This window comes from Microbacterium sp. NPDC090225, from assembly GCF_044772365.1.
In the GTDB taxonomy this organism is placed as follows: Bacteria; Actinomycetota; Actinomycetes; order Actinomycetales; family Microbacteriaceae; genus Microbacterium.
On the sequence record NZ_JBIVYS010000001.1, the window covers coordinates 1,999,729 to 2,011,753 of the forward strand.

General features: G+C 66.0%; 10 protein-coding genes. 4 read left to right on the forward strand and 6 right to left on the reverse strand.

The genetic code is table 11. From position 1 onward, the window contains the following. Positions 1-59 precede the first annotated feature (59 nt). On the forward strand, positions 60-1,004 hold the full coding sequence (locus ACIQTT_RS09515) for a G5 domain-containing protein (RefSeq protein WP_402788879.1): 945 nt from the start codon (positions 60-62) through the stop codon (positions 1,002-1,004). A gap of 194 nt (positions 1,005-1,198) precedes the next feature. Then, positions 1,199-2,023 carry a TdeIII family type II restriction endonuclease gene (locus ACIQTT_RS09520; RefSeq protein ID WP_402788881.1) on the forward strand — a complete coding sequence of 275 codons (825 nt, stop codon included), beginning with the start codon at positions 1,199-1,201 and terminating at the stop codon, positions 2,021-2,023. 60 nt (positions 2,024-2,083) lie between these two features. Here the strand turns inward: ACIQTT_RS09520 and dcm are convergent, their stop codons facing one another. From dcm to ACIQTT_RS09535, 3 genes are all read right to left on the reverse strand, one after another. Then, positions 2,084-3,454 (reverse strand): DNA (cytosine-5-)-methyltransferase, encoded by a 1,371-nt coding sequence (dcm, locus tag ACIQTT_RS09525; protein WP_402788883.1) that lies wholly within the window; start codon positions 3,452-3,454, stop codon positions 2,084-2,086. Between the two features lie 161 nt (positions 3,455-3,615). Continuing rightward, complete coding sequence (locus ACIQTT_RS09530; protein WP_402788885.1) at positions 3,616-6,426, reverse strand: LamG-like jellyroll fold domain-containing protein; 2,811 nt, start codon at positions 6,424-6,426, stop codon at positions 3,616-3,618. A 39-nt stretch (positions 6,427-6,465) separates the two neighbouring features. After that, positions 6,466-8,016, reverse strand: coding sequence for a hypothetical protein (locus ACIQTT_RS09535; protein ID WP_402788887.1), 1,551 nt, complete (start codon positions 8,014-8,016; stop codon positions 6,466-6,468). A 220-nt stretch (positions 8,017-8,236) separates the two neighbouring features. On the opposite strand from ACIQTT_RS09535, the gene ACIQTT_RS09540 reads away from it, so the two are divergent. Then, positions 8,237-9,211 carry a hypothetical protein gene (locus ACIQTT_RS09540; RefSeq protein ID WP_402788889.1) on the forward strand — a complete coding sequence of 325 codons (975 nt, stop codon included), beginning with the start codon at positions 8,237-8,239 and terminating at the stop codon, positions 9,209-9,211. A 92-nt stretch (positions 9,212-9,303) separates the two neighbouring features. Here the strand turns inward: ACIQTT_RS09540 and ACIQTT_RS09545 are convergent, their stop codons facing one another. From ACIQTT_RS09545 to ACIQTT_RS09555, 3 genes are all read right to left on the reverse strand, one after another. After that, complete coding sequence (locus tag ACIQTT_RS09545) at positions 9,304-9,612, reverse strand: winged helix-turn-helix transcriptional regulator (RefSeq protein WP_402788891.1); 309 nt, start codon at positions 9,610-9,612, stop codon at positions 9,304-9,306. Further along, positions 9,609-10,013: a VOC family protein gene (locus ACIQTT_RS09550; protein WP_402788893.1), complete on the reverse strand. Its 405-nt coding sequence runs from the start codon at positions 10,011-10,013 to the stop codon at positions 9,609-9,611. Before ACIQTT_RS09550 ends, ACIQTT_RS09545 begins: the two co-directional genes overlap by 4 nt. A 263-nt stretch (positions 10,014-10,276) precedes the next feature. Continuing rightward, positions 10,277-10,849 carry a TetR/AcrR family transcriptional regulator gene (locus ACIQTT_RS09555; RefSeq protein WP_402788895.1) on the reverse strand — a complete coding sequence of 191 codons (573 nt, stop codon included), beginning with the start codon at positions 10,847-10,849 and terminating at the stop codon, positions 10,277-10,279. Between the two features lie 84 nt (positions 10,850-10,933). Here ACIQTT_RS09555 and ACIQTT_RS09560 point away from each other — a divergent pair, with 84 nt between their 5' ends. Then, the gene (locus tag ACIQTT_RS09560; protein WP_402788897.1) at positions 10,934-11,926 is read left to right on the forward strand and encodes an SDR family NAD(P)-dependent oxidoreductase; all 993 of its coding nucleotides are present in this window, start codon (positions 10,934-10,936) and stop codon (positions 11,924-11,926) included. The last annotated feature ends 99 nt before the right edge of the window (positions 11,927-12,025 follow it).

Here is a 12,025-nt window from a genome sequence, read left to right on the forward strand (position 1 = left end):
CTGGATACAGATGCCGAAATATCGGTATGGTTCAGGCATACCCGAGTCGAAGGACGGCGATGATGCTCGACATGCCCGCAGGTTGGTACGCCGACCCGCACCAGCCAGCGCAGCAGCGGTGGTGGGACGGAGCGCAGTGGAGCGAGCACACGGCTCCTCTGGGTCAGGCACCTGCGGCGGCCGTCGCCGAGGCGCCCGCGGCGAAGTCATCGCAGCTCAAGACCTGGCTGATTGTCGGTGGCGTCATCCTCGCGATCACGCTCCTTACCCGGAGCCTCGGGGTGCTGATGATGTTCGCCGGGCTGTTCCTCTTCTTCGTCGCGATCTACGGGATCGTGCGGGGGTCTGCGAAACTCTTCCGCGTCCGTTCGCGCGGGGCCGCGTTGGCCGCTCTCGGCATCGCGCTTGTGCTGATGTTCGCAGGCTCGGGCGCGAACGCAGCGTTGGGTGGCCCCGGGTCGAGTTCGAGCGAGGTTGACTCGGGCGGCGCCGCAGCTGATCCCAAGCCATTCGCGGCAACGCCGACGGCGAAGCCGACACCTTCACCAACCCCAAAGCCCACGACGTTCGAGGAGATCGAGGAGTCGACAGCCATTCCGTTCGAGCGCACCGCCGTCGACGACCCCAACGTCGATATCGGCCAGGCGCCGATCACTACGGTGGGGGCGGATGGGACGAAGGTCACGACATACCGGGTGACCTACGTTGACGGTATCGAGGTCTCGCGCGACGTGATCAGCGAGGCAGTGACGGTTCAGCCAGTGAATGAGGTCACGTCGAACGGGACGCGCCAGCCGCCGCCCCCGCCTGCACCGGTGCCGCTGGTTCAGCCCGCCGCGGAGTGCCACGGAAGCTATGCGGGGGTGTGCGTGCCGATCGCGTCGGATGTCGACTGTGAAGGTGGAAGCGGAAACGGGCCCGCTTACGTGCGTGGGCCGTTGCAGGTCGTCGGGCCGGATGTGTACGACCTGGATCGCGATGGGGATGGCATCGCCTGCGACTGAGCGATCTATCGCGCCACGGCAAAGCGGACGAACGAGCAAACTCGGCCCCACTGAACTATCGAACGCCGGTATCCACCTTCACAGCATCCGACAGCTCGGGCCACTTCTTCCACGCACCTAATAGGAAGCAGATGACCACCATCGGCACCGATCGCTGCGCATTTGCGAACCCACTTAGCGCTATAGTCACTTCCATGATCGATCCCACCATCAGGACAGAAATCCGCGCAGAGTTTGTAAGTTGTATCCGCAGAACCCTTCGTCGACTCGAAGCAACTGACACGCTTCGACCGTTTCACGCTGCCCTTCTGACGCCCGAGGCAATCGCCTGGAGCCGCCTCGAAAGGTCTTTCTCGACGTCCTTCGGACAATCGGTAATCGAGAAGATCTCACGACTCGTATGCGTCGGCGCGGGAGCGGACCCCGCGAGCAACCAACATGAAACATCTGTCACCCTGACTACGACCCAGTGGGACGAAGCTGATCGAATTAACCGCGAAGCGCGCACGGCAGGGTCTGGCTATACCCCAAACTGGGAGAATGACCTCCAAAGAATGCTGGATGCAGCGTCGTTCGGCGTACCAGACACACGACGAGTGATATCTGACCTTTACTGGGAGGAATCTGGCATTCAGCACTATGCCAGCATCAAGACGGTGAAGCCCAACATTGATCAGACCGCCCAAGCAAAACTCGACCTGCTACACCTGGCCGCAGAGGATCCTGAACGAAAAGTCTACTTCGGTCTGTATTACAACCCGTTCGGCGAGGAACCGAAAGAGTACTTCTGGGCTCCTGCAGCTCGCATCTTTAATTTTACGAGCGACGCACCCGTCCTTATCGGTAGTGGGTACTGGGATGCTCTAGGCGGCAGCGGGACTTACTCCGAAATTCTCGAAGTAGCAGCCGAGGCAGGCCATGTTACTCGGGACGAAATCCTCGAGTACGGACGCCGCGTCGCCGAGGATTATGCCGGCTACATCCCGTCGTCAGTTCCCGACTCGCCAGACAGTGTATGACTTCACATCCTCTCCCCTCTTCCCCTCTTCCCGTGGAGGGGGAAGAGGGGAAGATCACCCCTAACGAGGCCGATCGAGCAGGTCATGGTCACTGGTATTCCTGTAACGCGAGTACGGGAAGTCAGCGATTTCTTCCAAACTCTCGCCAACACTATGGGCGATCAGAGTGCGACCGATGGCTTCGCCGAGCGAAAGCGGCACAGCGTTTCCAAGCTGGCGGTACTTCTCTTTGATGGGCCCCGCTAGTTCCCATCCATCAGGGAATTCTTGAAGTCGGCCGTACTCTTGCACACTAAGTGGACGAAGTTCTTCCGGATGAGCGAGATCCGTCGCGGGCATTGTTGGCGAAGTTACCAATGTGGGTGACGGGAGATCCCACGCGACGCGCCGAAAAAAGCCAGTGCGACCGCCACCACTGTCGAAGGCCCGCCCCATCGCCTCCCGTTGGACATTCTTTGGAAGATCCTTCCAGTACTGACCATCTTTGAGCATGCGATAGTACTTTAGACGGGAAGCCGGAAAATCCAGATGGTCGTGCGCGCCCAGGCCATCTACCGCGTCACGAAAAGTGCGCCATTGTGGCAAACCTAATTGACCGCTTTCTGCGTGGGTCGGGCGCAGATGCGCTATCCGACTTCCCTCCCGTGTGCCCAAGATTACGACTCGCTCGCGCTTCTGCGGGGCACCGTAGTTTGCTGCGTTGTAAAGGTTAAAAGAAACCTTGTACCCGGCTCGCTCCATCACCGCGCAGACATAGCGGATCACTCCAGCATGCGAGTGGTACTCGGCGGGAATTTCCTCGTCGTTATGCTTCGATCCAGGCGACACCGCCATCGACAAGAGTCCACGGACATTTTCGATGACAAAGTATCGCGGCTTTATCTCTCGGAGAATATCCAGGTAGCGAAGAAAGACATTTCCTCGAACATCGGCGACACCTTTGCGACGCCCAGCGGTACTGAAGGCCTGGCACGGCGGGCCACCAGCAATCACATCCACCTCGCCTTCCCGCAAGCCGGCAAGCTCCAGCATCTCGGCAGGCGAGTACTTCCAAACGTCACCGATCACGGGCATCTGCGGACGATTAGCGTGGATCGACGCGCGGCACCACGCGTCGACGTCACTCGCAAACACAGTTTCCAAACCCGCGCGCTCCATGCCGAGGTCAAGCCCCATGGCACCAGAGAAGAAGCTCATTACCTTCAGGCCGCCGTCGTCAAGCGCGCTCGTGGACGGCTGAACCAGCACACCTGTCTCCGCAGCGTGCTGCTTGACAGAGCCTGCTTCGAGAAGCCAAGTCCTACCCACCTGACGTCCAGCCAAAACCCCGGCACGCGCTAGCGAGCGAACACGTTGCGGGGTAACGCGGAGAGCAACTGCGGCTCTCTCAACATCCATCAGGGAGTCGGGTACGGCGAGGGTTTCGTTCACGAAATAGACTCTATTCCTGAGCGCCGACATTCCCGTCACAACACGCGCTCGGTCAGCGACGAACGTTAGTTCCGCGTGGAAGAGTCGTGTTCGTCGGCGCGGATACTGGTTCTCCCTAGCCGCCTGCGCGACCAGGGAGAACTGAACTTCGCCTCAGACGCTCACATCTCACGCCACTGCGCGCGACCACGCCGTCGCAGCACGAGCGTCAGCCCCCAAGCCGTAGTGCCCGCGCCGAGCGCGATCCACAGCAGCATCCACGATCCGTCGAGACCGGTCGTCGCGAGCGAGTGATCCGACGCAGCACCCCCGGCATCCGATCCGCCACCGGCAGAGCCACCGCCGGAACCAGAACCGCCACCCGGCATCGTCGGATCAATCACCGTCACCGTGTCCCACCCGATGACCGCACCATCCGCGGCATACAGCGCGAACCGGTGCTCACCGAACGGCACCGATTCCGGCACGGTCAACGAGACCGCACCATCAGCCACGACCCCCGACCCCGCCGACACCGGCGAAGAGAACAGATACCCGTAAACCGTCGCCCCCTCGTGCCCGGCAGGCAGCGACACCGACACAACCGACCCCGGCGCGAAGCGCGACGGGTCGACCGAGATCGCGCCTTCCAGCGCGTCCGTCAGATCCGTCTCGACCGGCGTCCAGCCACCCGGCGCCTCGCCGATCACAATCGACCGCTCCACCGCAGCCGCGTCACGCGTACCGATCGACGGCACGAACGACACCGTGTGCGTTCCCGCACCGGAGATCGGCGACGACAGCGACAGGCTCCAGGTGCCGTCCGCGAGCACGTCAGCCGTGCCCAGAACCTCAGCGCCCGACATCACACGCACCGCAGAACCCGCATACCCGCGCCCCGAGAACGACGAGACGACAGCATCCGCCGGCAGCACCGCACCGAAATCACCAGAAACAGAGAACGAAGAACCAATATCGGCCCGCTGATACAAGAACTCACCAGACGAAAGCGCATGATCCACCACGCGCGTCTCCCCCACGCACCCGTGCCAGCCGTGCTCGACCTCGGTGTTCCAGGTCGAGGCGCCGATGATCCACGGCATGAAGTCCGCGGCCATCATGCCGCCCACGTTCGAGGCGTTGCGCAGCACCGGCACACCGTCGACGTACATGATCGCGGTATCCGCGGCAGGGTCGTTCACGATCGCGACGTGGTGCCACGACCCGGGCATGATCTCGCCCGACCAGAGCGTGTACGAGTTCCGAGAGTCAGAGTCCCCCGCCGAGAACTGGTACTCGCGCAGGCTCGAGATGCCGAGCCACGCGGCCCCGGCACCCGGGTCGGACGAGTCGTTGATCCCGATCCACTGCCGCGCGCCCCCACGCGTCAGCGCGGCGCTCCAGCGGTTGGCCGCCTCGGTCCACTCCTCGTCGAGCTGCAGGAACGCCTCGACCGTGTATCCCGACGACGACGACAGGTCCGCGAACGTCGCCGGAGCCCCGTACTCGGTCGAGATGTACGACATGTTGTCTGGTCCACTCGCGTTGCGGTGCACGTCGCTGAAGCACACGGCTCCGCGATCCGACGAATAGAACGGAACGTTGGAGTGGGATACCTGCACGTCTTCGAGCTTCTCGGGAGCATCCGTGTTCTCGATCGCGCTGCGATACATCGGGCTGTCGCCCGCGACATCCGGGATGACGGTGGACGAATCCACGACGCCTTCCGCAACAGTCCCGAACCGCCAGTGCGCCACCGTGCCGTCGACCGCGACGTAGTCATCCGCCCGACCGGCCGCAGCCCACTGCTCGCCGACGCCGGTGCCGTCCCAGCCCTCCAGGACGATCTCCTTGGCCCGCTCCGACAGGTCGCCCTTCGTCTCCGAACCGGCAGCCGGCGAGTATCCGAACCGCGATTCGAAGTCCAACGCCATCGAGAACGACTGCCACTTCCCGTCCAGCACCGGGGTGTCGTTCGCGGTCAGCGACTCCTTGTCCTTCACGGTCACCCACGGCGACACCGACTCGACGTCGATGCGGTCGTTCGTGAGGTCGAACTCGAACAGCGTCATGTATCCGTTGCCGCCGTCGGCAGCCATCTGGTAGTCCGTGAGCACCTGGTACACCGGGTGACCGAAGTCGTTCGTGCGCTCGCGCATCGTCGTGCCGTGGAAGTGTCCGTTGACCGTCATGATGATCTCGTCGTTCGAGCGGATCAGCGCGTTCCACAGCTCCTCGCCCCACCACCAGTCGGCCGGCGACGTCTGGTCGAGCGCGATGTTGATCACCGCGTGCGATGACAGGATCACCGGAATGCCCGGATTCGCGTCGATCACGCGCTGCGCCCACGCGAACGTGTCGGCCGAGGCGTTCCACGCGAGCGCGAGCGACATCCACTCGTGCCCCTCGGCCTCGAAGATGTAGGCCGTCGAGAGTCCGTTCTGGAAGCTGTCGACGAACGTCTCGCCGCCCTGCGCCGCCATCCGCCCCGCGTCGAACCGCTGCAGGTACTGCCACGAGTTCGCCTCCGACGACCGCGCGCTCATGTTCGCGACGTCGTGGTTGCCGGGCACGACCGAGTACGGCACGCCGCCGTCGGTCAGCTTTTGCATGGCCTTGGCCGCGGCATCCCACTCGCCCGTCACCCACTCCTGGTCGACGACGTCGCCGACGTGCACGACGAACGGCACGTTGAGGTCGTCCTGGTGCTCGACGATCCAGTCGGTCTGCACCTCGAACGGGTTCGTGTCGTACTTCGGGTAGAACTGCGAGGCGCTGTACCGCGAATAGAACTGCGTGTCGGGCAGCACCGGCAGCACGAAGCTCGAGCGCGCTTCACCGGCGATGACAGCGGATGCCTGCGCCAGCGCATCCCCGATCGAATCGGTCGAACCGGCGGCAGCCGCCGGAACGACGGACGCAGCGAGAAGGCCGGCGGCGACGACCGCGGCGGACAGAGCGCGCCACGGGCGGCGCGAAGTGGGGGAGGTCATGGTCTTCCTCAGGGAGAAGGGGAAAGAAGGGAGAGGGGATCAGCCGGCGAGCGCGGGCCCGTAGGCCTCGATCTCGGACAGGCTCATCCAGTTGCTGCTCGCCTTGTTCGTGATGATCACACGCAGGCCGGTGGCGAGCACGGGGGTGCTCTCGAACTCGAGGCTCAGGTCGGGCGTCGCATTCATATACGGCCAGGCGACGGCATCCGTGGGCATGTCGATCCAGCCGCCGATGAGATCGCGGTACTGCACCGTCACCCCGCCGACGTTCTTCAGGCCGTTGAGGTCGAAGACCCCGGCCCCGGTGAGCTGGCGCGGCTGGTCGAAGGAGAAGCTCACGGTGTTCGGGTTGACGCGGTTCGTCGCCCCGCCGCTGCGCCAGTCGTCGAATCCGGTGACCGTGCGGTTGCCGTCGGTCAGGCGGAAGTTCGTACCGTTCATGTGCGTGTAGTCGTAGTGGATGCCGGCGCCGCGCAGGATGTTCACGCTCTCGGCGGGCGAGATCGTGATGACGAGGCGGGCCTCGAAGCCGGTCGCCGAGGTGGCGGGGACCTCGATGACACCGGCGGATGCCGTGGCATCCGCCGCGAGCACCGCCCAGTCCCACGTGACCTTCGCGCGGACCGTGGTCGCCGAGCCCGAGATCGTGCGCTCCACGTGGGTCGGCGCGTGCATCTGCAGTTCCTTGAGCGTCTGGCCGACGTAGCCCGACATGGTCGCGTCGGCCGCGCCGCCGAGCGAGCCGACGAGGTACTCGGCGGTGATGGGCACGGTCTCGCCGAAGTATCCGGTGCCGGTGCCCTCGACGGTCACGGTGCCGTCGGTGTTCCAGACGTCGGATGCCGGCGCGTTCCACGCGATGTTCGCGAGCGGAGCGGTGAGGCCCCACGAGTACTTGCCGGTCAACGCCGTCGGGAACGCGGGTGTCGTGCCGGTGTCCACGCGCTGCCGGTGGGTGTCAACGGTGGCGGTGAGCGGATGCATCCGCCACTTCTGCACGTTCGCGCCGCCGGCGTCGTAGGTCTGCACCTCGCTGCCCGCCGCCGTCGCCCAGTTGTACATGTCGAGGCCGGCGATCGCGCCGTTGCCGTAGGCCTGCACGCCCCGCAGGTAGCTGTATCCGTTGCCGGCGTCGCTCACGGTCCACTGCGCGAGGGGGCTCGCCGCGGCCTCGTCGAGCGTCACGCCGGGGAGGGTGAGGTAGCGGAAGTTCGGGTCGTCGTTCGCGCGACGGGCGAGCACTTGGCCGTCGTCGTTCGCGAGCACGAAGGTGTTGCTCGCGCCCTCGACCGGGTACGCGAGCACGGCCTGGGCGCTGAGCTCGGCGGGTGTCTTCGCGAAGGGGAAGACCGCGGCGGCAGCGGGGGTGCTGTCGGGCACGGTGGTCTGCGCGTTCGGGTTGCCGATCTCGATCACCTTGCCGGGAGCGCTGAGGCTCTCGATCAGGAACGGGGTCGGCTCACCGAGCAGCGCGGGATCGGGATCGGCCTCGGCGACCGCGATCGAGGGCAGCAGGGCGAGGGAGGTGACGGCGGCCACGCTCAGGGTCGCGAGGGCACGCCGACGGGCACGACGAGAGAGGGTTCTCATGCGGGGGTCCTTTCGGAGCGCGCACGAGCAGGGGTCTCGCCGCGCCGACTCCGAACCTAGGGATCGCGGATGCCGGCAGGCGGCGCGGGAGTGAACGAAAAGTGAATAGGGTGAGGCGTTTGGGTGCCGGCGGCATCCGCTCGTCTGCACGGGCACCCGCTACCGTGGAGCCACAGGTTCGCGCGGGGGGAAGCTGCGCGTCCGACCGACCGGAGCCCTCATGCCCTCACCACGCCGACACCTCGCTGCCGCGCTCGCTTTCGCCGCAGCATCCGTCCTCGCCCTCGCCGGCTGCACCGCCAGCGCCGACGTCGATGCCCCGGGAGAAGTCTCGGCGAGCACCGCCGTGATCGAGGAGTTCTTCGCCCACCTCGAAGCGGGCGAGACGACCGAGGCCGCGGCGATGACCGAGATCGACTTCCCCCAGGAGTCGCTCGACGAGGAGTTCTACACGGCATCCGGCTTCACTCCGTCAGACCTGAAGATCGTCGAGACCACGGGCGACGACAGCTACGCCGTCACCGCCACCGTCGAGTTCGTGCTCGACGACCCCGACCGCCCGGCGACCGCGAAGCTCAAGGTCACCAACACCGACGGCGAGCGCACGATCGGCTGGGAGTACTCCACGTACTCGGTGATCATGCCCGGCTCGCCCGGACGCATCGTCGTCAACGACGAGCTCGAGTTCGCCCAGAGCGACGATGCGCAGGAGCTCACGCTGCTCCCGGGCCTGTACGACTTCGAGTACGTCGACCGCACCGGCACCACGCATCTCGACCCCGATGGCACGAACGAGTTCCGCCTCGCCTTCCCGGTGCCCGGCCCGATCCTCGGCCTTCCCTCCGACGTGAACGTGACCGCCGCGAGCCTGTCGATCACGAGTTCTCCGCCATCGGGAACGATCAAGGCCGTCGACGCCGAGATCGACCGTCTCACCCAAGCCTGCGTGGCCGAATCGCTGGCCGGTCCGTCGTGCCCGCCCGAGGTGCTCGCGTACGACGGGCCTCTCGTCGCCGCATCCACCGTCTCCTGGTTCCCGGACATCGGGCAGCTCGACATCGGCGACGGCGTCGTCGAGTACACGCTCCCGTTCACCGTGCAATCCGACGGCGAGGGCTTCCCCCTCACCGCCGCGTACGCGGGCACCGTCACCGCGGATGCCGACGGGAACGTCGTCTTCACACGGACGAAGTGACCCTCGACGGGGTTGCTGAGCCCGAACGACGGGGTTGCTGAGCCCGAACTACGGGGTTGCTGAGCCTGAACTACGGGGTTGCGGAGCCGGAATTACTGGGTTGCTGAGCCTGTCGAAGCATCCCGCCCCGCGGCACCCCACGCGCCCAGGGCATCGATCGCGCCGCGCAGCGCCTCCCCGCGCTCGGTCAGCGCGTACGCGCGAGTGTTGTGCTTCAACGGCAACCGCCTCAGCACCCCCGCGGCCTCGAGCTCACGCAGCCGCGTCGCGAGCATGTTCGTCGGCACCCCGAGCTCGCGCTGCAGGTCGCCGTACCGTTGCGGGCCCTCGAGCAGCTGCTCCACGATGAGCAGCGCCCAGCGCGCACCGACGATGTCGAGGGCGGCGGAGAGGTCGCTCACGCGGTCTGGTCGGTCGCCGGCTTCATCCAGAACGGCGAGTAGTGGTAGCCGTCGGGGTCGTCGAACTGCCGCTGATACATGAAGGGGTAGTCGTCGGTGTCGCCGACCCGACCACCAGCGGCTTCGGCGCGCGCGACGAGTTCGTCGACCGCCTCGCGGCTGTCGAGGTCGAACGAGACCGTGACCTTCGACGGGGTGTCGGGCCCGCCGATCAGGTCTTCGGTGCCGCCGACGCTCGCGTACATCTCGCTGCTGCCGAGCATCACGTACTGCTCGGGCGCGATCTGGAAGCACGACACGTTGTGGTCCGACATGTCGGCGTTGAGGGTCCACCCGAGGGCGGTGTAGAAGGCAGTCGCTCGCTCGACGTCCGCGACGGGACAGGTGAGGAAGAGGCTCATGCGGACATACTTGCAAAATACAAGTGCGGGGTCAAGGGGTGTTCGACATCCGCTCATCCTGCCCGCTCATCTGCAGGGACGAATCACATCTGCAGGGAGAAACGGGCGGATGCTCCCTGCACGCGTGACTTCTCCCTGCAGGTGTGCGCGGGGCGGGCCCTTAGACAAGCTCAGGGACCCAGCTTCACGCGGCGGCCCTTCGACAGGCTCAGGGGCCCACCACCTGGGTTGCTGAGCCTGTCGAAGCACCCACTGCGAGAAACTCAAACCGCCGCGATCCCCCGCAGCAGCACCCGCACCGTCGCCTCGACCCGCTCATCCCCGAGCGGCCGACCCAGCAGTGCGGCGTAGCTGGCCATGGCGACGAACTGGTCGGCGATGACCTCGGCGTCGGCATCCGATCGCACTTCGCCGTCGGCGACCGCGAGCGCCAACCGCTCGCGCACCCACTGGCGGATCGGCGCCGCCAGGCGCTCGTTCAACGACAACCCCAAAGCCGGATCCGAGGCCGTCACCACGATCAGCGCCCGCGCGATCGCCACGCCCTCGGCGTCACCCAGCGACAGGCTCATGGCCGAGAACCACGCGCGGAGATCCGCCGCCAGATCAGAAGTGAACGGCACCGACACATCGGCGCCGGGCACGGAGCCCTCGAGCAGCGCCTCACCGAGGATCGCGGCCTTCGACGGCCACCACCGATAGATGGTCTGCTTCGACACCTCGGCAGCCTCGGCGAGCCCCTCGATCGTCACCGATTCGTAGGCGCCCGACGACACCGCGGCGCGCATCGCGTCGAGAACCGACTGGCGCGCTTTTTCACTGCGAGGACGGGGCACCATCAGAGGCTACTCGCGCGTACACTGATCCATAAGTAGACGCACCGTTGCGAAACTCGCAGGAACCCGAACAAGGAGCACGACATGGCCCTCACCGCCCACTCCACCATCGGCGAATGGCTCGACGACCCGACCGGCGGCCCGCTCATCCGCGGACTCTTCGAGCAGACCGGCGCCGACCCGTCGCTCCTCACCCCCGTGCTGGGCCTGCCCCTGCAGCAGCTCGTCGCGATGAGCCAGGGCGCCATGCCGCAATCGGTCGTCGACGACCTCGTGCGCGCGGCCAACGGCGGCGTCGTGCCGGTCGAAGAGGCCGAGCCTGCCGTCGAGGCCAGTGCCCGGTTCGCCGGCAAGACCGTGATCGTCACGGGCGCGGCATCCGGCATCGGGCGCGCGACCGCCGAGCGCATCGCCCGTGAAGGCGGCCGCGTGATCGCCAGCGACATCGCCGCCGAGAAGCTCGACGCCCTGAAGGCCGGGAACCCGGATGCCGATATCGTCACCGTCGCCGGAGACCTCACGAAGCAGGACGCGATCGACGCCGTCATCGCCGCCGCGGGCGACACGATCGACGGACTCGCGAACGTCGCCGGCATCAACGACGACTTCTCGCCCGCCGGCGAGACCCCGGATGCCGTGTGGGACCGCGTCATCGCGATCAACCTCACCGCGCCCTTCAAGCTCATGCGCGCGGTGCTGCCTCTGATGGAAGCCGCCGGACGCGGGTCGATCCTCAACGTCTCGAGCGAGGCGGGCCTGCGCGGCAACGCCTCGGGCAACGCCTACACCGCCAGCAAGCACGGCATCATCGGCGTCACCAAGTCGGCGGCGTTCATGTACGGGCCGAAGGGCATCCGCGTGAACTCGGTCGCGCCCGGCGGGGTGGCCACCGGCATCCCGATGCCCCCGAACATGTCGGAGTACGGCTCGGCCCGCCTCGCGCCGTTCCAGCAGGCGATCCCGACCGTCGCGACCGCCGAGCAGCTCGCCGCGTCGATCACCTTCCTGCTCTCGGACGACGGCGTGAACATCAACGGCGCGATCCTGGCGTCCGACGGCGGCTGGTCGGTGCAGTAACCCGGTCTCCGCTTCGCTGAGAGTTCACAAACGCACGCTCCCGAGGTCTGGGGCGTGCGTTTTTGATCCCGCAACCCGGTGGTGATGGGCGCGATCGCA